Genomic DNA, 19,162 nt, shown 5'->3' with positions numbered 1-19,162 from the left:
GATGCCCTTTCATCCACTGCGGGTCGCCGGGATCGACCGGTTGTGCGCGGACGCGGTCGCCGTCACGTTCGAGGTCCCGCCCGAGTTGTCGTCGGCGTTCCGGTTCGGGCCGGGGCAGTCGCTGACCGTGCGCCGCGACGGCGAACGGCGTACCTACTCGATCTGCGCGCCGGCCGGGGCCGCGCCGCGGATCGGTGTGCGGGAGGTGCCGGGCGGCGTGATCTCCCGGTGGATCGTGCACGATCTTCGGCCCGGTGACCTGGTCGACGTCGCCCCGCCGACGGGGACGTTCACACCCGACCTCGCCGCCGGTGGCCGGCATGTGCTGATCGCCGCCGGGTCGGGCATCACTCCGGTCCTGTCCATCGCGGCGTCCCTCCTGGAGCGATCCCGTGCCGGTGCCTCGCCGCCGGCGGGTTGGCTGGGGCGCGCCGGGCGGCGCCCGTCCGCCGGGGTTGCGGTGCTCGGCGGGGCCGAGGTCACCCTCTTCTACGGCAATCGGCGGGCCGACACGGTCATGTTCGCGGAGGAGCTGGCCGACCTGAAGGACCGGTATCCGGATCGGCTCGAGCTGGTGCACGTGCTGTCCCGGGAGGCGCGGGAGTCCGAGCTGTTCAGCGGGCGGCTCGACGCGCAACGACTGCGGGAGCTGGTGCCGCTGCTGGTGGACGTGCCGGCGGTCGACCATTGGTGGCTGTGCGGGCCGTTCGGGATGGTCACCGATGCGACCACGGTGCTCGGCGAGCTCGGGGTGCCGGCCGGGCGGGTCCATCGGGAACTCTTCTGGGTGGACGAGGCGCCACCTCCGCCGGTGCGGCCGGAAGCGCTCGTGGACGGGCCGACCAGTGACGTCACCGTGGTGCTCGACGGGCGGCGGACGACCGTACCGGTGCCGGACGGTGTGACCCTGCTCGACGGAGCCCAGAAGTCGCGGCCGGACCTGCCGTTCGCCTGCAAGGGCGGGGTCTGCGGGACGTGCCGGGCGCGCGTCACCGACGGCGAGGTGACGATGCGGCGCAACTTCGCCCTGGAGCAGGCCGAAGTCGACGCCGGGTTCGTCCTGACCTGCCAGTCCCTGCCCGCCTCGCCCAAGGTGGTGATCGACTTCGACCAGTGAGGGTGCGCGGGTCCTGCGCAGCCGAAAATCGGGTTACGGCTGCGGGCGGGCGGAGCAGAATCGGGCGGATGCGGATCAGGGAAGCGCGCCTCGGCGAACTGCCGGCGCTGCAGGAGATCGAGCGGGCCGCCGGTGTTCTCTTCCGTGAGGTCGGTATGCCGGAGATCGCCGACGACGAGCCGTTCTCGATCGAGGTGCTGTCCGGCTATGTGACCGCGGGCCGGGCCTGGGTCGCTGAGGAGCGTGTGCCCGCGGACGGGGTTCTGCTGGGGTATCTGATCGCGGACATGGTCGACGGGAACGTCCACATCGAGCAGGTCTCGGTCGATCCACAGTTCTCGCGGCGGGGGATCGGGCGGCTGCTGCTCGATCGGGCGGCGAATTATGCCGTGGAGGTCGGTGCTCCCGCGCTCACTCTCACGACCTTTGCCGACGTGGCCTGGAACGCGCCGTACTACGGGCGGTGCGGGTTCGAGGTGATGGACGATGCGGTGATCATGCCGGAGCTTCGGGCGGTTCGGGAGCATGAGGGTGCGCTGGGGCTCGACCGGTGGCCGCGGGTCTGCATGAGACGGTGGGTGGACGCGACCTCCTTCGGGTGAAATGTCCGAAACTGACGGCGATTTGCTGATTTATAGGTACGGGCTGTCGCCACGATGGTGCCGGAAAAACAGCCGGCACCGGGAGAAGGCGATGAAGAAGTCCCTGACCTTTCGCGTCATGAGCGGCGTCATCGTCGCTTCGACCCTGCTCATCCTTCCCGCGACCGCGACCGCCGCGGTTCAGGAACTGACCCGTTCCGCCCAGGCCGACGGCGAGCCGCCGGAGAACGACGCCTTCGCCGGGCAGGGAACGGCGACCGCCGTCAGCAAGAGCGCCGCCGATCAGGGCGCCGGCGCCAAGGGCATCGCCGGCCGGGCTGGTGCCGGCAAAGGTGTGGCCGGCCGGGACGTCGTTGGTGGCCAGGGTGTGGCCGGCCGGGACGTTGGTGGCCGAGACGTTGCTGGTCGGAGAGTGGCCGGATCGGGCGTTGCCGGCAAGGATGCCGGCGGTCAGGGCGCTGCTGCGGGGACGCCTGCGTCAGCAGACGCGGGGCGGCTTGCGCGGGCGGCGAACCTGCCGTTCCGGGTGGCCGTTCCCGGTGCCGTCGCCTCCGGTGTCTACACCACGGCGAAGGGCTCCTCGCAGATCACCGTCACGCTCAAGGTCACCGGGCGGGCGCCATGCGGCGTGTTCCAGTCGACCCGCAACGGGCCCGCCGACGGCATCGAATGGCACACCGTCGGGGCTTTGTGCAGCCCGGGAACCGCGACCTTCCGTACCTCGGTCAATCGCCTCTGGGGCAGCCGGTCGCTTCCGTCGATCCGCCTCTGCAACGGTGACAGCCTCGGCCTGGCCGAAGGCGTCGACTGCGACGACTTCGTCCCGCCGCGAGGCGCCTGAGACCGGCGGCGGGTTGCGGCGCGGGCGGAGAGTGGCGCCGCAATCCGTCGTGAGGCGTCTGGGACCGGCGGCGGGTTGCGGCACGGGCGGAGAGTCGGCGCCGTAATCCGTCGTGAGGTGCCTGAGGCCGGCGGCGGGTTGCGGCACGGGCGGAGAGTCGGCGCCGTAATCCGTCGTGAGGCGCCTGAGGCCGCAGCGGGTTGCGGCACCGGCGGAGAGTCGGCACCGTAATCCGTCGCGAGGCGCCTGAGACCGCAGCGGGTTGCGGCGCGGGCGGAGAGTGGCGCCTGAGGCCGGCGACGGGTTGCGGCATCGGCAGAGAGCGGCGTCGCAATCCGGTGGACCGGGACGCCGGTCGCCGAAGGAGCTTCCGGGTGGCCACGTGACGCTCCGACGGCCGTACGACCGTCGAGCCATGATCGTGACGTGGCCATGATCGTCGGCGTGTGTGGGCGACGCTGGATGCGGGCGACACGGGCGTCAGCCCATGGTCGGCCCGGAAGACGTCCGGGCGCTGCACCGCCGATGTCAGGATCGGAGCGGGTCAGAGCGACCGGGTGACCCCTTCGGCGGCCAGGCGCGAGTCGAGGCGGGATCGGTCCAGGTTGGCGCACAGCACGATCGACGCGCCCGCCGTCAGGGGCGCCATCAACCAGGTCAGGGGCTCCTCGCACGCCGCCGTGTCGATCAGGATGCGGTCTCCGGGTCTGATTCCGCGGGCTGCGGCCACGGCGGCCGCTGTCGACCCGTACTCCCCGAAGGTCGTGCCGTCGACGGTGGCCGCCGCGCCCGCCCGGACGCCGTCCGAGGGTGGCGGCGCGCCGAGGCGGGCCCGCGCCGCCGGCGCGAAATCCTGATACCCAGGGGGTACGTCCGACGTCGGCCCACCGCCGGCCGCCAGCCCGAGGACGAACCGGTGCGACGCCGCCGGCACGTCGTCGAGCCAGCTGCCGACCCGCCGGCGTTCGACGAAGGTCACGTCCAGCGCGGGCCCGGTGTCCGGTGTGAGCCCGGCCGCGCCCCAGCTCCGGAACGACACCTCGATCCCGGCCGCCCACGCCCCCAGCAGCACCACCGCCGTCTGCCAGTGCGGTGGCAGCAGCACCCCGGCCCGGCTGCCGGCCCGCAGCCCGCACCCGGTGGTGAGCAGGTCCGCCGTGGCGGCCACCCAGTCACCCAGGCCGGCGGCGGTGAGGCCGGTGCGTTCACCGGTGGCGTCGTCGTAGAAGGTGATCAACTGGTCGGTCATCGCGCCTCACGGTCTCACGCGCAGGCGGCCCGGGAAGCCCGCGCCATCAGCGTGTAGAAGCGGTCATCGGCCGGGTGGTCGCCGCTGAGCAGACGGCCGACCTGGACGGCGACGTCCGTCAGCAACTGCCGTTGGGCGGCGGTGAGAGGCCGCTCGTGATGCAGCGCCAGGACACCGGCCGGATAGCCGTCGAGCCGCAGTGACGCCTCGGTGATGTCGTGACCTTGGCAGTCCGGTCGGCCCGCGCCGGACAGGTGGATCACGGCGTCGTACGCCTGGAATCCTTCACGCACGACCCGGGCGAGCACACGACCGGCACCCGCTAGCTGAACAGAAACGGTCATGGCCGGACCATCGCCGTTCGTACCCCGGTGCTGAGGCTTCGCCGGTCAGGTCGGGACCAAGGTCCCGAACCGGTCGCCGGTGCTCAGGGCTGGGCGCCGACCCGCTCGACGTCGCCGATGACCGTCCAGAGGATCTCCGGGACGCCGCTGGTGCCCTGAACCGTGGAGACCGTCTTGCGGAAGCCGCCGCGATAGGTGACGGTCAGCCGGTATTCGAAGCGGTCGCAGCACGGGTTCTTCGGCAGGTACGACGCGCGCAGCCGCAGGAAGTCACCGCGGCCGGCCAGGCGCAGCACCGGCCGGCCGTCGGGCGTCGAACGGTTCACCAGGAAGGTCTGGTGCTGTCCCGCGAAACCGCCGGACCGGTCCAGCGTGATCGAGGTGGCGACGGCCGGCGCGGCGCTCGCGGGCGCGGCCGGGGCCAGCGTGGCGACGGCGCACGCGGCGACCAGCGTGGCGAAGCGCTTGCGGGTGATGGCACGGCGATCCATGGCGTCCTCCGGTTGTCCGGCGTCGCCGGTCGACGCCTCCACCGCTGACAACCCCTGACAAATCGCCTGGGAAACGGAGAATCATCCGAAGGGATCTCAGGCGGCCTGGATGCGATTGATCTCGCGAGCCTCGGCCGCGTACCGCGCCAGCAGATGCACCGTGCGCGGCCCCGCGTCGCCGTCGGCCGGCAGCCCGGTCCGCGTCTGGAAGTAGCGGACCGCCTCGGCGAGCTCCGCGTCGTCCGGCCCGACCCGCACCCCGAGGTCCGCGAACAGCGCCCGCAGCACCTCCGGGTCCGCCGGCGGGACCGGCTCCGACCAGCCGATCAGGCCGCCGACGGCGTTACCGACCAGGCTGAGCATTCCTCGTGCCGACATCGTGACCTCCCGAATCGTGGGTGATCCCAGCATCTCGGCATGACCTGTGCCGAACATCTGCCCACCGTCTCCAAACCCTGTGCACCACTGCGACTTTCGGCCGATCCCGGAGTCGTCATCGCGGTTAACGCGGGTACTTTCGACGAGGGCACTGTGGCGGGCATCAATCCCACTTCCGCCGTCGGCTTTCCGGACATTCCGGAAAACCTGAACGGTCGAAGCGCACGGCTGGTCCGTGCCGGCGGTCAGCTTCCGCAGAGAGTGCGACGGGCCAGGGCGACCAGCGCGCGGGCGTCGGCGGCCGCGAGGCCGTACTCGGCGACCTCCGCCGCGACCGCCCGCCGCGGACGCCCGGCGGCGAGCGACGCACACGCCTGCCCACCGATCTCGGTGATCTCCTCGTTCCGCAGATCCACCGTCACCTCGGGCAGCTTCCCGCGCACCGCGGCGACAAACCGCTGGTCCGACGGCGTCACGCTCGCCGCCGGCGCACCCACCGCGTCACTCACCGCAGGCGAGGCGCCCCACGGCTCCGGATCTTTCCATCGGGGTACGGGCGGAGCACTCGCGCATCCGGCCGCCACCGCGACGGCCGCCCCCATCGCCGCGACGGCCCCGGCCCTGCGCGCCCTTGCGGCGGCCGTCCTCGTCATCGGGTCTCCCGCAGAGCCGCCGGCCGTCCCCGCCGCAGCGCTGCCGCCGGTTCGCTGATCGTCGGCCCGAACGGTCGCCGCTCCACCACGGGCCGTGCCCGCCCGGCCCGGCCCACGACGCGAGCCCCCTCGGACGCCGACGACATCCGCGGCCGCCCGGGGTGCACGACGGACGGCGGGGCGATGCCGCTGCTGTCCGCCGGCGGCGGGGCGTCGGATCCGGTGTGATCAGGGCTGGTGACGGGTCCCGGATCATCCGGGAACGACTGGGGGAGAAACACCCGGCCGACCCTAGACGGCGGACCGGGGGTTCGGCGGTGCCGCGCCGGAGCCACCCGGACGGGCGACCGCCGGGCACAGCGAAGTCACAGACGGCTCACCGCTGCGCAACAACCTCGGGGAGCAGTCTCGATGACATGACGGACCTGATGACGCGCCCCACCGGCAACGACGACCAGGCCTACGGCGGCCACGAGACACGCGCCCCGTACGGGCGGCATCGGGTCTCCTACGATCTGCCCCCGACCCACTTCCCGCCGACGCTCGTGCACGCCCCGCGCGATCCACGGTGGATGCGGCGGATCGCCGGCGGCGCCGCGGTCCTCGCCCTGATCGCCGGCGGTGGCGCCACCGGAGCCTTCCTCACCGAGGACTACCTGAACTCCGCGCCCGCGCAGGCCGCGACCGCCGCCACGACGATCACCGAGACCTCTGACCTGGCGCCGATCGTGGCGAAGGTCCAGCCCGGCATCGTGACGGTCCTCGTCGACGGCTCCCGCTCGTCGTCGCTCGGCTCCGGCGTGGTCCTCACCGCGGACGGCCTGATCCTCACCAACAACCACGTCATCGAAGCGGACGGCACGGTCAGCGTGCGCCTCGCCGACGGCCGGACCGTCCCGGCCAAGGTGGTCGCCGCCGACACCACCCACGACCTGGCGCTGGTGCAGGCCACCGGCGTGACCGGCCTGACCCCGGTCACGTTCGCCACCGACGACAGCATCGCGGTCGGCGACACGGTCCTGGCGTTCGGCGCGCCGCTCGGCCTGGAAGGCACCGTGACCTCGGGTATCGTCTCCGCCCTGAACCGCAGCGTGGACACCGGCGACGAGAAACTGACCGGCCTGCTCCAGACCGACGCCGCCATCAACCAGGGCAACTCCGGCGGCGCGCTGGTCGACACGTCCGGCCGGGTCGTCGGCATCAACGTGGCCATCGCCACCGCGGGCGACAGCAGCGGCAGCGTGGGCCTGGGCTTCGCCATCCCCGCCGGCACCGCCACCACGGTCGTCAACCGGCTCCGGTCCCAGCTCTGACCCGCCCGCCGCCCCTGGAGCGATCACCGTGAGTGATCACAGTGTGGCGCGGAACTCCGGCCAGTGGCCCCAGAAACGCTCGACCTCCTCGATGACCGACTGCAGTCCGGCGGCGATCTCGCGGGGCACCGGGGTGCCGTCGTCGAACGTCGGCGTGGACGGCAGATAGTAGAGGCCACCGCGTACACCAGGCTCGACGCCGAGGGTCAGCACATGTCCGTCCATCTCGAACTGCGTCGCGAACCGTCGGCTGCGCACGATCGCGCCGGTGTGATGCCGGGCTTCCCGGGGCTGCAGCGCCTGGACCGTCATGATGCCCTCCTCACGAACCAGGACCGATCCTGGTAACAGTGAGTACGCATGGGGCCGGTGAGGCGTTCAGCCCCCGGAGTCCGAATTTTTGTGCGGTACGGTCCGGCCCGCCCGCCACCGCACCACGGTCGTCCCGTCGGCCACGAAGCGACGTCCGCGGCGGACCCGGCCGAAGGGCGCCGCCGGGCTGAGGGCGGTGGTCCGGACCCGAAGGCGGGGGAGACGGTGACGGGCCGCTCCGGCCCGGAAGCGCCTCCTGGCCGGGACGGGCCGCGGTGGTCGCCGGGGAGCGGCGGGACGGGGTGGGCTGCGGTCGGGGAGCGGTGGCCGTACCCCTCAAAGGTCCAGATGGGTGTTCGCCGCCCGCGCCGCCGCAGCGTGGCCGGGAAGCTCGACCACCTCGATGCCCGCCGCGACGAGCAGCGCGACGCCCTCGCAGGTGACGAAGAGGTCGGGTTCGCGCCAGGCGATGACCACCCTCGGGATGCCCGCCGCGATGATCAGGGCGGTGCAGGTGGCGTGCGGGCGGCTGGCGCGTTCGGAGCAGGGTTCGAGGGTGCTGTACATGGTGGCGGTCCGCAGGCCGGCGCGGTCCGCGACCCGCAGCAGGGCCGACTCCTCGGCGTGGACCCGCGGGTCGGAGTCGCGGGACCAGCCGTGCGCCAGTTCGGCGCCGGCGCCGCCGACGATGACCGCGCCGACCGAGAAGGCCGACGGGGAGGCGGGGCAACGGCCGGCCAGCTCGATCGCGCGGCGCATCCACCGATGGTCGTCCATGCTGCTCCCCGTCGTGCGGCCGCCGGTCCGCCAAGTGCACATTATCGTCAGCGACACGGCCCGCTCGGTCGACGCCCCGCCATGGAGCTGCTGCGGGGCCTGCAGTCACGGGCGTGACAGCCGCCGCATCGACCGGAGGTATCGCTGGGTGGCGAACTCCTGGGCGAGGGTGGTCAGCGGGCCGCCGAGCCGGGCCAGGGCGCTCGCCGGCCGGGAGAACGCGGTGATCCGGAACCGGATCCGCCCGGTCCCGGTCAGGTGCAGGACGAACGCCTCCTCCCCGCGCTCCGGGTGCCCGTCCAGCGTGCCGTAGGCGAACCCCTGCCGGTCGGGCTGGTCGATCCGGTAGACGACCCGGCACGGCGCGGTGAGCCGCAGCGGCCCGGCGCCGACCCGGATCACCACCGGCAGCCCGGGCACGGCGGGCGCACGGGTGCCGACGGCCAGCCCGGCGCCCCGGTGCATCCCGAAGGTCAGCAGCGCCTCGGCGGCCCGGGCGAAGACGTCACGGCCGGCGCCCACGTCGACGTCGCGCAGCACGTGCCGGTACCCGGTGGGTAGCCGGGCGTCCCGGGTCGCGCCGACCTCGGGATACGTGAACGGTCCGTCCAACAGCACCAACTCACCGTAGTGAACTCTCGCCATCGATCAGCGTCTTATAGAAGAATGCGATTCGCGAGTGGAGCGCTGAACCGCAGGAAGATCGACGTGGTTATGACAGTCGGTGGGGCTTGGCTGATCTATTGGCAAGGGGTACGGGGATGGCCGCTCACGAACCGCTCGGCAGGGAGTACCTGCTGCACGAGGAGATCGGTCGCGGCGCCGTGGCGGTGGTGCGGCGCGCGACGAGCCGGCACGGTGGCCCGCCGCTCGCGGCCAAGCTGCTGCGGCCGGAGCTGGCCGGTGACCGCCGGGTCCGGGAGCTGTTCCTCCGTGAGGACGCGGCGCTGCGGGCTCTGAGCCATCCGGCGATCGTCGGGTTGCGTGACCTGATCGTCGAGGGCGGCACGCTGGCCCTGGTGATGGAGTACGTGGACGGTCCCAACCTGCGCCGCTACCTGTCGATGCGGGGCGGCCGGCTGACCCCGCCGGAGGTCGTCGTGGTGGCCGCGCAGACCGCCGCCGCGCTGGCCTTCGCCCACGAGCGGCGTGTCGTCCACCTCGACCTGAAACCGGAGAACCTGCTGGTCGTGCGGGGGTCGACGCCGCCGGAGGTGCGGATCACCGACTTCGGGGTGGCCGTCCTGCTCGGTGGCGCGCACCCGTCGGTGGCCGGTGGCACGCCCGGCTACACGGCGCCGGAGATCTTCCAGGGCGGCCCGCCGACCCCGGCCGCGGACGTGTGGTCGCTCGGCGTGCTGCTGCTGGAGCTGACCACCGGCCGGCCGCACGGCGACCCGTCGGCGCTGCCCGGCCCGCTCGGCCCGGTGGCCCGTGACTGCCTGGCGGCCGATCCGCGCCGCCGCCCGCCGGCCGCCCGGGTGGCCGCCTACCTGCGGCAGTTCGCGGCGCAGGCGCGGGGCATCCCGCCGGTCGCGCCGGTGTCGGGGCACCCGATCGGTGACGGCGAGCCGACCACGCTGGCGCTGGGCTTCCCGCCGCCGCAACTGCCCCAGCCGACCTTTCCGCCGCCCGCGCCGCCGCAGCCGCCGAGGGCCGCCTTCGTCGGCCACCCGGGCGGGCCGCGGGACACCATCGGCAGCTGGGCCGGCCAGCTGCCCCCGCAGCCGCCCCCGCCCCCGCCGCCGCCGTCCCGCCGGCGCGAGCGCTGGAGCCGTGGGCCGCTGGTCACCCTGGCCGCGGCCGTCGTGGTCGCCGCCGTGGTGACCGGGCTCAACCTGGCCACCTCGGCCGACGCGCGCACCGGCGACCTGGTGACCCAGGTCAGCATCCCGCCCGCGGTCACCCCGATGGAGAGGGGCGTCGGGACCCTGCCGCCGACGAACGACGTGGCCCTGCCGCCGCTGAACACGCCGGCCGCCGAACGGCTGCGCGTCACGATGGCCGGCAAGGTCGACGACGGGGCGGGCACGCTGGCCATCTCGATCCGGGACGGGCAGGCGATCGCGTACATCTGCGACGGCGACCGGCTCGAGGCGTGGCTGAAGGGCACCGCCAAGAACGGGCTGCTCAACCTCACCGGCAAGAACGACACGAAGATCACCGGCCTGTTCGACGCCCGCCGCGCGGCCGGTGAGGTCAGTCTGGAGGGCCGGACGCACCGGTTCGAGATCGGTGTGGTCCGCAAACCGTCGGGGCTCTACCGGCTCAGCAGCCAGGTGGGCGGCGCCCGTGTCAACGGCTCGTGGATCGTGCTGCCGGACGGCCGTCAGGTCGGGGTGCTGCTGCGCGGCGAGACACCCGGGCCGGCGCCGGTGCTCGACCCGGCCGCGCGGACCACGACGATCGACGGCCGGACCGTCAGCGGGGCGACCACCATCGACGTGGACACCGGGGAGGGGTTCTGAGGCCGCGCGTGTGGCTGCCCGTGGTCGCCGGTGTCGGGATCGCGGTGGGACTCGGCGTCTACGGGCGCCTGCACGAGCCGGTCGGCACGTCGGACGTGGACACGCTCCTGCGGATCCAGACGCTGAAGGTGTGGCTGGCCAGCGGGGTGGCGGCGTTGCTGGCGGTGCAGCTGCTGACGGCGCTGGCGATCTACGGGGTGATCCCGGGCGCGGCGTGGGTGGGGGCGGTGCACCGCTGGAGCGGCCGGATCGCGCTGCTGCTGTCGATGCCGGTGGCGGTGCACTGCCTCTACACGTTCGGCCTGCGGTTCGACACGCCCCGGGTGGTGGCGCACTCGCTGCTCGGCTGTCTGCTCTACGGCGTGTTCGTGACGAAGATGCTGCTGCTCAGCCGGCCCGGCGACGGGCGTGGCTGGGGTCTGCCGGTGGCCGGTGGGCTGGTGCTGACCGCGGTGGCCGGGTTGTGGCTGACGTCGGCGCTGTGGTTCTTCACCACCATCGGGGTCAGCTGGTGACCTACCAGGTGGCGAGGACCCGGGCCTGTCCGCCGGAGCCGCCCTCGTAGGGGATGAGGCCCACGAAGATCGTCGCGCCGGTCCGTGGCAGGCGGTCCAGCCCGGCCAGGTTCTCCAGGCCGTACCGGTCGGCGCCGGTCAGCGTCAGGTGGGTGTCGAACGTCTCGGAGATCCCCGGGTCGATGCTGAGCGTGTCGACGCCGAGGCTGCAGATCTTGCGGCGGCGCAGCAGCCACTCGCAGGCGTCCGCGCCGAACCCGGGGAAGTGCAGTGTGCCCGCGGCGTCGGTGCCCCGGTACGCGTCCGCGTCGCCGATCCGCGCGCCCCACCCCGAGTACATCAGGACCGCCGCCCCGTCCGGGATCCGCCCGTGCCGCCGCTCGAACGCCAGCAGATCGTCCACGGTCACCTCGGTGTCCGGGTCGTGGGCGGCCCGCCGGGCGATGTCGACGACGACGGCCGGCCGGATCAGCTCGTCGGGCCGCAGCTCGGTGGCGAGCCGCCCGCCCGCGGTGAAGTGGCCCGGCGCGTCGACGTGGGTGCCGATGTGCTCGATGATCCGCCACTCCTGCATGTAGTAGCCGTCGTCCTCGACCGTCGTCACGGTCCGGCGGAACGCCTCCTCACCCGGGCTGAACGCCGGGAACGTCTCGGACAGCGGATGGGTGAGGTCACGAAGGCCGCGGCCGGCGCGGGCGGCGGCGGGTTGGGCGGTCATGGCGACTCCGGCGAGAGCGGCGGCTCCGGCGATCGCGGCGCGGCGGGTCACGGTGTGTTTAGTGCACATGCACACATCGTGCCGGTGGTGGCGCGGGATCCCAATAGGAATCTCGCCGTGTCGATCCCGTTACCACCGGTTGCCACGGTGTCTATCATGACGGGGACACGGGGGACCACACTGGCCTGGCTCGGCCATCCGGTGACGATGGCCGCGCTCGCGGTGCTGGTGATCAACGACCATGTGCTCAAGGCCGCGCACCCCGGCTGGGTGACCGGCAAACTCAGCGACGCGGCCGGCATGCTGCTCGCGCCGCCGCTGCTCGCGGCCCTGACGGGCCTCATCGCTCCACGACTGCCGCTGCGCCCGGTCGCGGTCACCGCGATCGTCACCGTCGGCGCCGGTTTCACGTTCGTCAAGCTCTGGGGGTACGGGGCAGAGCTGGCGTCCGCCACGTGGAGCCTGGTCACCCCGTCGCTGATCCGAGCGGACCCGGCCGACCTGATCGTCCTGCCGTTGCTCGCCGGTTCGTGGTGGACGTTGCGGCGCAGCCGGGCGGGCCGGGCCGGCCGGGTGACCCGGGCGGTCCGGGTGGCCGTGCTGCTGCCGTTGGCCCTGGCCGGTGTGGCCGCCACCAGCCCACTCCCGCACACCAGCGCCGACCTGGTTCTCGTGGAAGGCGACGCCGTCTACCTCCGCGCCACCGCCGCACGCCCCTACCGGGAAGCCTGGTCGGTCAGCCGGGACGGTGGCGTGACCTGGACCGACAGCGCGGAACCGGCGTCCTGGCCGCAGCCGGCGCCGTCCTCGGAGCCGGTGTCGCCGCAGCCGCCGGACCAGCCGGTGTGCTCCCGGGACCGGGTCTGCTACCGGGTGGTGGAGGAGGAACTCGCCGTGCAGAGCAGCACCGGTGGCGGCCCGTGGACGGACAGCTGGCGCGTCGGCGAGGACCAGCGGCAGGCGCTGTTGCGGGACTACGGCGACATCGAGATGGTCTCGATGCTGAGCGCGCGGAAGCTGGCCGTCCAGGACGTGGCCGGTGGCCACGTGGTGGTGGTCGCCAACGACCGGGACGGGTTCGCCGTCCGCGACCCGGCCGGCCGGTGGACACGCATCGGGTTCCCGGCCTTCCCGGATGACGTCGCCCCGCTGCCGCTGTCCACCTCGCCGCACACGCTCGGCCGCCCCCTGAGGATCACCGTCATCGCCCTGCTCGCCGGCTTCCTGCTGACCGTCGCCGGGGTGGTGTCGCTGCGCCGCTCGGGCGGCCGCCGGTACTGGTGGTTGCTGCCCGGCATCTTCCCGCCGGCCGCCGTGGTGCTGATCCCGATCGCGGTGATCGCCTGGCGCAGTCCCGCGTCGGTCCTGACGCCGCCCAGCTTCGTCATCCCGGTCCTGGCCGTAACCGCGGCCGCGTCCGGTGTGGTCATCGCGCTGTCCGCCGCGGCCCGCCACGCCCCCACCAGCCGCGCCTGGTCACGGCCCACCGCAGTCGCGGCCGTGCTCACCGCCGTGGCCTCGGCCGCGGCCTGGTGGCTCATGTCCTGACCGGGCGCGACGAGAACGTGGGCCGGGTCGTGGGTGCTGTCGCGATCGGGCCCGGCAGAGCCGTCGGCCTCGTGGTTCATGTGGTGATCGGGCGCAGCAGCAGCCAGGCGTCGGCCGGGAAGAGACGCTGGGCGATCACCCAGGTGAGCCGTGGATAGTAGGGCCGGGCCTGCCCGGCGTCGAGGATCCGCGGCCGTCCGACCGGGTGGTCCGCGCCCTTCCAGCGCAGCGTGCAACCCTCGGCGGCGAGGACGTTGCGGACCCAGTTGGTGTGCGCGCCCCACGGCAGGTTGATCAGGAAGCCGTCCGGGGTGACCAGGACGGCGACCGGCACGGTCAGGTCCCGCCCGGATTTGCGGCCACGATGGTGGACGCGGGCCCACAGCGGGAACCAGCGTCGCCCGGCCAGCCGCGCCACGGCCGGAGCGGTGGCACGGGCGAAACGCCAGGAGGTGTTCGCGGGAGCTGTCATGCCCCGATTCTTCGCCGGTCACCGGGTGTTCCGCGTCCCGGCGATCCGTCACCCGGGATGACGGAAATCCAGCATGAGACGGACCGCGTCGCTGCGGCCCCGCGCCCCGAGCTTGCGGTAGATCGAGGACAGATGCCGCTCGACGGTGTGCACGGCGATCCCCAGCCGCCGGGCGATCTCGGCGTTCGAGTCACCGGAGGCGAGCAGCCCCAGCACCTCGGTCTCCCGCGGCGTCAGCCGGCCGGCCGCGGACCGTCCGGCGGCGCCGGGCGAACCCGCCGGACCACCGGCGCCCGGGAAGCCCGCCGGACCGGCCGCGGTTGGCCAGCCCGCGGTCACGAAACCGGTGACCAGGCGCAGGTCGGCGTCCTGGTTCTCGATGAACAGGGTGGGTGTGGCGCCGGGCAGCTCCACGAAACGGCCGTCCGGCAGGGCGTCGGCCAGCCGCCGGGACGTCTCGGCCGGGATCCGCTGCTCGCCCTGCCGGTGCAGGACCAGCGCCGGCGCCCGGACCGCGGACAGCTCCCCGGTGACGTCGATGTCGCGGGCCGCCTCGAACCACGCCTTCGCGATCGGCGCGCTGGTCGCCGTCCGGAACGCCTCCGCGGTCCACCGGCCGGAGGACGCCGCGTCCCAGCCGAGCCACGCGGTCGCGGCCGCGTCGGCGAACAGCCCCCAGTCCTGGTCGACGAGCGACAACAGCGCCTGCGTCTGGGCCGGCAGCATCGCCTCCCGCAGCCGGGCCGTGCCGCCGAACAGCACCAGCCGGTCGACGCGGCCCGGGTTGCGGGCGGCGAAGGCGAGCGCGGTCGGCACCGAGTGGTAATACCCGAGCAGCGACACCCGGTGCAGGCCGGCGTCGTCGAGGACGGCGTGCAGGTCCCGCAGGTGCGCGTCGAGCCCGAGATCACCGAGGTCGATCCGGCGGTCGGAGACGCCGGTCCCGCGGCCGTCGTAGAGGACCACCGTCAGCGACCCGGCCAGACCCTCGTAGGCGGCCCGCAGCGCCGGGATCCGCCACTGCGCCACGATGTTGCTCAGCGACGGCAGCCACACCAGCGGCGGCCCCTGCCCGAACATCTGGTAGCCGAGCGTCACACCGTCCCGGGCACGTGCGAAACGGACGTCCACGCGCGTCATTATCGCCGGGGACGGCAGCAGCCCGGCGCCGCCGCGCGGCCTGCACTGCCGCCGCCGTCGCCGGGTGGCCCCGGTGCTCCTCGTGGCCGTACCTCCGACGAGTTTGATCCGTGATCTACGGCTGACAGTGTGTCGCGTGTGAACGGTGCCCGGGGGAAGGCGCTCGCGTGGCTGTGTCACCCGGTGACGGTGACCGCGCTGGCGCTGCTCATCATCAATGACCACCTGCTGAAATCCGCCTGGCCGGGCTGGGTGACCGGCAAGCTCAGCGATGCGGCCGGCATGGTTCTGGCGCCGCCGCTGCTCGCGGCCCTGACGGGCCTCCTCGCGCCGCGGTTGCCGTTCCGGCGGCTCGCGATCGCGGCGATCGTCACGGTGGGCGCCGGGTTCCTCGTGGTCAAACTCTGGGGGTACGGGGCGCAGCTCGCGTCCGCGGCCTGGAGTCTGATCACCCCCTCGCTCGTGCGAGCCGACCCGTCCGACCTGATGGCGTGCCCGTTCCTGTCGCTGGCCTGGTGGACCGCGGATCGGCCGCTGGGGGTGGTGCCCGCCCGGCGCTGGATGCGGGCGCTGCGGCTGGCCGTGATGCTGCCGGCGGCGTTGTTCGGCGTGGCGGCGACCAGCAACAGTTCCCCTGGCCCGGCGCGCGCGGACGCGGTGGCGGTCGGCGCTGACGGCGCGATCTACCTGAACTACCAGGACGGCCCGGAGCCGGACGCGGTCAGCAGGGACGGCGGCCGCACGTGGCAGCATCTCGACGAGCCGTCGCCGGTGCGGTCGGCCTCACCTGCCGGGTCGGTCTCGCCGTGTTCCCGTTCGGTCCCGGTGGTCTGCTACCGGGTGGTGCCGGGGCAGCTCGCGGTGCAGAGCGACACCGGCGACGCCCGCTGGCCGGACAGCTGGCGGATCGACGGGCCGCAGCGGGAGGCGCTGCTCCACGAGCACGGCACCGATCGCCTGGCCTCGGTGATGCTGACGGTCGCGGACGTGCCGGGCGGCCATGTGGTGGTCGTCGCGAACGGCCTGGACGGCTTCGCGATGCGCGACGTCGACGGGCTGTGGACGCGCATCGGGTTCCCCGGCGGCCGAGCGACGGCCGCGAGCCCGGCGCCGGCGCCGCCCGCCGCCGCGATCCCGGCCCCGGTGGAGGCGGGCGACTACACGGGTGTCTCGATCGGGATCCTGTTCGGCGGCCTGTCGGTGACGGCTTTCCTGATCCGGCGGCTCGGCAAGGGCTGGGGGTGGTTGTTCGCCCCGCAGGTGGCGGCCGCCGGTCTGATGCTGACGGACCCCGGGTCGGGTGTGGTCGCGGTCGGGATCCTGGCCGTCGTGGCCACCTGCGTGGTGATCGCCTATGCCGCGGGCGAGCGATCGCGGCCCCGGGTTAGGCGCCGGTGAGCCGGGCCGCGGCCGGGGTCAGCGGGTCCTTCCGCCGTTTCGCCGGGCCGGGTCAATGGCCGAGGGCGTTCTCGCTCGGCGGCCTGGGCGGGCCGACACGTATCGCGTAGGCGGTGGTCCCGGCGATGACCAGGGTCGCGGCCGTGACCGCCGCGGGCACGCTGCCGGCCGGCTGGGCCAGCCAGAGCAGGGACTGCTGCCAGGCCGGTCCGCCGGGACCACCGGCGATCGCCTGCCAGGCGGTCCAGATGATCGGGACGACGGCGGCGTGGAGGGTGCCGAGCAGCGCGGCGCCGAGTCCGATCAGGCCGGCCAGGCCGATGCTGTTGCGCGCGATCTGCCCGGCGGTGCCGAAGTGGATCCCGGCCAGGTGGGCGCCGAGCAGCCCGCCGGCGACGACCGCGCCGATCGCGACGAGGTGCAGGGCCCGTCGTGGTGGCCAGGGCATCGCCGCGGTCCGGTCCAGCTCGTCGTCGTGGCCCGCCAGCGTCGGGATCAGCGGCGACAGCGCGAACATCAGCGTGAGCGTGGCCAGGCTCGGGTGCACCCGGGGGTTGTCGCTCCAGAAGGACCAGAAGATCATGACGGCGACGATGGCGGCGAGCGAGACGGGCGCGGCGATCGTGACACGCCGCGCCCGTAGGTACAGCGGAAGCCACCCGGTGATCATGATGCTGTCCCGTCGGTGAGGATGGCGAGCAGGTCGTCGTTGCGGCAGTCGGCCGCCGCGTCGCGGAGGGCCGTCACCCGGCGGACCTGCTCCGGCCCGGGCAGCTGTCGCAGCGCCCTGACGGTTGCCCCGATCCGGGCGCTGACCTCGTCGGAGTAGGTCGATCCGCCGTCGCGCAGGGGTAGCCCGTCGGCGCCCATCAGCCACGCTCCGGCCGCGCCCAGCGCCACCTCGTCACCCGGTTCGCAGCCGTTCATCGTCGTGCCGGCGCCGTTGAGGATGCTGGCCGTCACGTCGGCGGCCGAGGGCGCGCCCCAGCCGCCCAGGGCGAACATCACCGTGCCGGGGTCGGTCCTCGGATCCGGGCCCCAGAACTGGGCGGGGTCGCCGTTGCCCACCCGGTCGGCGCGCCACTCGACGGCCCGGGCCGGTGCTCCCGGCAGTCTGGCCAGCATGGTGAGGGCCCGGCGTGCCGCCGCCGTCACCTCGTTCAGCTCGTAGGCGCGTACCGCTGTCACGCACACCTGCGGCGTGCCGTCGGAGCAGACCAGCTGCTGCGCCGCGGTGTCGATGCGATAGCGCGCGTACGGCCCGCCGGTCGGGGTGAGCTGGGTGATCAGCGCCAGGCCCGCCAGCACCGCGCCGACGCCCGCGAGACGCGACGGCCAGCGGGCGCCCACCACGAGCAGCCATCCGCCGAGGGCGAGCCCGAGACCCAGTCCGAGGCGCCCCAGGACGGCCTCGGCCGTGGCCGACTCCCAGTAGGCGTTCGGTGGCTGCGGCAGCAGCGACAGGCTCTCCCATCTGCTGGTCTCGCCGCTCAGCGGATCGTTGCTCGTGCTGGCCAGGACCTGGGCCACCAGGGCCGCCCCGGCCAGCATCGGCGGCAGCAGCGGCGACGCCCAGGCGCGGCCGGCGGCGAGACCGGTCCAGGCCGCTCCGATCAGGATGGTGACGTCGGCCAGCGCGGGCGCGGCCCCGGCGAGGCTGAGGAAGCCGCCGGCCGCGCCGATCCGGGCCGCGCCGGCCGCAAGCGTCGACAACTGGACCACGACGACGGTGATCGCCAGTGCGGCGGCCGTGGGCGTGATCTTCTGCCACCGGGGCCGTCCCGTGCTGGCGAGAAGCTCGGCGGCGCCGGTACGCCGTTCCCGCCGGCCGAGCATGGCGCCGGCGGCCAGGGCCAGTGGCACCTGGAGGAACAGGTTGGCGGCCAGGTAGTAGGAGAACTGCCACCACTGGCGGCCCCAGTCCTGGCTGACGGCCAGCGTGCCCAGGCTGCCCACCAGCAGCAGGATCGCCAGGACGCGGGCGTTCGAGCGGCGCAGTTCGGTGCCGATACGGCGGATCATGCGGCGCTCCGGTGGTCGCGCAGCAGCACGGAGTAGCCGCGTTCGGTCGGGTTGTCGCCGACGCCGTCGTGTTCGCCGAGCCGGGCCAGGTCGGCGGGGAGGCCCTGGAAGACGAGCCGGCCGGCGTCGACGAGCACGACGTCGCTGCACGCGGCGGCCACGTCCTCGACCAGATGGGTGGAGACCAGCACGCAGCGGTCCAGGCCGAGCTCGCGCAGCAGATCGCGGAACTCGATGCGCTGCTCGGGGTCGAGGCCCACGGTCGGCTCGTCGAGCAGCAGCATGTCCGGGCTGTTGACGATGGCCTGGGCGATACCGGCTCGGCGCAGCATGCCCCCGGACAGGGTCTTGAGCCGGGAGCCGGCGCGGTCGGTCAGTCCCACCCGGTCGATGGCGCTCTGGGTGGCCTCGGGGATCGCATCCGGCCGCATCTCCCGTAGCCACGCCATGTACTCGACGTACTCCCGCACGGTGAAGCCCGGGTAGTAGCCGAACTGCTGCGGCAGATATCCCAGCCGGCTGCGCAGGCCCCGTAACGAGCCCCGGCCCCGGACGTCATGGCCGAGCAGCCGCAGCCGGCCCTCCTCCGGCCTGATCACCGTCGCCAGCGTGCGCATGAGGGTGGTCTTGCCGGCGCCGTTCGGGCCGAGCAGGCCGTGCACGCCGGGGCCGAGGGCGAGGTCGAGCCCGTCCACGGCGAACCGCTTGCCGACCTTGACCCGCAGGCCGGTGGCGTGCACGGCCCAGGCCTCGGTGCTCGGCGACATCTCGTGCGAGCTGACCGTTCGAACCATCGTGTTCTCC

General features: G+C 73.6%; 22 protein-coding genes. 8 read left to right on the top strand and 14 right to left on the bottom strand.

Annotated features, from left to right (window positions below):
- The first annotated feature begins 1 nt into the window (after position 1).
- The 3 genes from BM290_RS43115 (at position 2) to BM290_RS43105 (ending at position 2,560) form a co-directional block, all read left to right on the top strand.
- Positions 2–1,117 (top strand): 2Fe-2S iron-sulfur cluster-binding protein, encoded by a 1,116-nt coding sequence (locus BM290_RS43115; RefSeq protein WP_093621785.1) that lies wholly within the window; start codon positions 2–4, stop codon positions 1,115–1,117.
- 68 nt (positions 1,118–1,185) lie between these two features.
- Complete coding sequence (locus tag BM290_RS43110) at positions 1,186–1,719, top strand: GNAT family N-acetyltransferase (protein WP_093621784.1); 534 nt, start codon at positions 1,186–1,188, stop codon at positions 1,717–1,719.
- Between the two features lies 1 nt (position 1,720).
- Positions 1,721–2,560 (top strand): hypothetical protein, encoded by an 840-nt coding sequence (locus BM290_RS43105; protein ID WP_143134154.1) that lies wholly within the window; start codon positions 1,721–1,723, stop codon positions 2,558–2,560.
- A gap of 544 nt (positions 2,561–3,104) precedes the next feature.
- Here BM290_RS43105 and BM290_RS43100 read toward each other — a convergent pair.
- The 5 genes from BM290_RS43100 to BM290_RS43080 form a co-directional block, all read right to left on the bottom strand.
- Entirely contained in the window at positions 3,105–3,809 is a 705-nt protein-coding gene (locus BM290_RS43100) for a TIGR03089 family protein (protein ID WP_093621782.1), read from the bottom strand.
- Positions 3,810–3,823: 14 nt separating this feature from the next.
- The gene (locus BM290_RS43095; RefSeq protein WP_143134153.1) at positions 3,824–4,153 is read right to left on the bottom strand and encodes a hypothetical protein; all 330 of its coding nucleotides are present in this window, start codon (positions 4,151–4,153) and stop codon (positions 3,824–3,826) included.
- Between the two features lie 83 nt (positions 4,154–4,236).
- Positions 4,237–4,644 (bottom strand): hypothetical protein, encoded by a 408-nt coding sequence (locus tag BM290_RS43090; protein WP_143134152.1) that lies wholly within the window; start codon positions 4,642–4,644, stop codon positions 4,237–4,239.
- A gap of 96 nt (positions 4,645–4,740) precedes the next feature.
- A complete protein-coding gene (locus BM290_RS43085; protein ID WP_093621809.1) occupies positions 4,741–5,022 on the bottom strand; it encodes a peptidoglycan-binding protein in 282 nt (93 codons plus the stop codon).
- A gap of 245 nt (positions 5,023–5,267) precedes the next feature.
- Positions 5,268–5,675, bottom strand: coding sequence for a DUF732 domain-containing protein (locus BM290_RS43080; protein WP_093621779.1), 408 nt, complete (start codon positions 5,673–5,675; stop codon positions 5,268–5,270).
- A 416-nt stretch (positions 5,676–6,091) separates the two neighbouring features.
- Between BM290_RS43080 and BM290_RS43075 the strand changes: the two genes are divergently transcribed.
- On the top strand, positions 6,092–6,988 hold the full coding sequence (locus BM290_RS43075) for a S1C family serine protease (protein ID WP_093621778.1): 897 nt from the start codon (positions 6,092–6,094) through the stop codon (positions 6,986–6,988).
- A 36-nt stretch (positions 6,989–7,024) separates the two neighbouring features.
- Here the strand turns inward: BM290_RS43075 and BM290_RS43070 are convergent, their stop codons facing one another.
- The 3 genes from BM290_RS43070 to BM290_RS43060 form a co-directional block, all read right to left on the bottom strand.
- A complete protein-coding gene (locus tag BM290_RS43070) occupies positions 7,025–7,300 on the bottom strand; it encodes a hypothetical protein (RefSeq protein ID WP_093621777.1) in 276 nt (91 codons plus the stop codon).
- 336 nt (positions 7,301–7,636) lie between these two features.
- Complete coding sequence (locus BM290_RS43065; RefSeq protein WP_093621776.1) at positions 7,637–8,077, bottom strand: deaminase; 441 nt, start codon at positions 8,075–8,077, stop codon at positions 7,637–7,639.
- A gap of 105 nt (positions 8,078–8,182) precedes the next feature.
- Positions 8,183–8,695, bottom strand: coding sequence for a DUF1990 domain-containing protein (locus BM290_RS43060; protein WP_218163316.1), 513 nt, complete (start codon positions 8,693–8,695; stop codon positions 8,183–8,185).
- Positions 8,696–8,838: 143 nt separating this feature from the next.
- Between BM290_RS43060 and BM290_RS43055 the strand changes: the two genes are divergently transcribed.
- Both BM290_RS43055 and BM290_RS43050 read left to right on the top strand, forming a co-directional pair.
- Positions 8,839–10,545: a serine/threonine-protein kinase gene (locus tag BM290_RS43055; protein WP_093621774.1), complete on the top strand. Its 1,707-nt coding sequence runs from the start codon at positions 8,839–8,841 to the stop codon at positions 10,543–10,545.
- Positions 10,546–10,553: 8 nt separating this feature from the next.
- On the top strand, positions 10,554–11,060 hold the full coding sequence (locus BM290_RS43050; protein ID WP_239144103.1) for a DUF6529 family protein: 507 nt from the start codon (positions 10,554–10,556) through the stop codon (positions 11,058–11,060).
- A 1-nt stretch (position 11,061) separates the two neighbouring features.
- On the opposite strand, the gene BM290_RS43045 is transcribed toward BM290_RS43050, so the two are convergent.
- A complete protein-coding gene (locus BM290_RS43045) occupies positions 11,062–11,847 on the bottom strand; it encodes a cyclase family protein (RefSeq protein ID WP_093621773.1) in 786 nt (261 codons plus the stop codon).
- Between the two features lie 87 nt (positions 11,848–11,934).
- On the opposite strand from BM290_RS43045, the gene BM290_RS43040 reads away from it, so the two are divergent.
- Entirely contained in the window at positions 11,935–13,326 is a 1,392-nt protein-coding gene (locus BM290_RS43040; protein WP_093621772.1) for a hypothetical protein, read from the top strand.
- 76 nt (positions 13,327–13,402) lie between these two features.
- On the opposite strand, the gene BM290_RS43035 is transcribed toward BM290_RS43040, so the two are convergent.
- Both BM290_RS43035 and BM290_RS43030 read right to left on the bottom strand, forming a co-directional pair.
- Entirely contained in the window at positions 13,403–13,798 is a 396-nt protein-coding gene (locus tag BM290_RS43035) for a PNPOx family protein (protein WP_093621771.1), read from the bottom strand.
- A 48-nt stretch (positions 13,799–13,846) separates the two neighbouring features.
- Positions 13,847–14,929, bottom strand: coding sequence for an alpha/beta fold hydrolase (locus BM290_RS43030; protein ID WP_373871151.1), 1,083 nt, complete (start codon positions 14,927–14,929; stop codon positions 13,847–13,849).
- Between the two features lie 147 nt (positions 14,930–15,076).
- On the opposite strand from BM290_RS43030, the gene BM290_RS43025 reads away from it, so the two are divergent.
- Positions 15,077–16,336 carry a hypothetical protein gene (locus tag BM290_RS43025; RefSeq protein WP_093621769.1) on the top strand — a complete coding sequence of 420 codons (1,260 nt, stop codon included), beginning with the start codon at positions 15,077–15,079 and terminating at the stop codon, positions 16,334–16,336.
- Between the two features lie 52 nt (positions 16,337–16,388).
- On the opposite strand, the gene BM290_RS43020 is transcribed toward BM290_RS43025, so the two are convergent.
- From BM290_RS43020 to BM290_RS43010, 3 genes are read right to left on the bottom strand one after another with little or no spacing between them, the layout of a single operon-like run.
- Positions 16,389–17,006: a hypothetical protein gene (locus BM290_RS43020; RefSeq protein ID WP_239144102.1), complete on the bottom strand. Its 618-nt coding sequence runs from the start codon at positions 17,004–17,006 to the stop codon at positions 16,389–16,391.
- Positions 17,003–18,358, bottom strand: coding sequence for a hypothetical protein (locus BM290_RS43015; protein WP_093621768.1), 1,356 nt, complete (start codon positions 18,356–18,358; stop codon positions 17,003–17,005). Before BM290_RS43015 ends, BM290_RS43020 begins: the two co-directional genes overlap by 4 nt.
- Positions 18,355–19,152 (bottom strand): ABC transporter ATP-binding protein, encoded by a 798-nt coding sequence (locus BM290_RS43010; protein ID WP_093621767.1) that lies wholly within the window; start codon positions 19,150–19,152, stop codon positions 18,355–18,357. Before BM290_RS43010 ends, BM290_RS43015 begins: the two co-directional genes overlap by 4 nt.
- Positions 19,153–19,162 lie beyond the last annotated feature (10 nt).

Origin of the sequence: Actinoplanes philippinensis, from assembly GCF_900113015.1 — a bacterium.
GTDB classification, from domain to species: domain Bacteria; phylum Actinomycetota; class Actinomycetes; order Mycobacteriales; family Micromonosporaceae; genus Actinoplanes; species Actinoplanes philippinensis.
This window is presented reverse-complemented; position numbering and strand designations above follow the sequence as displayed.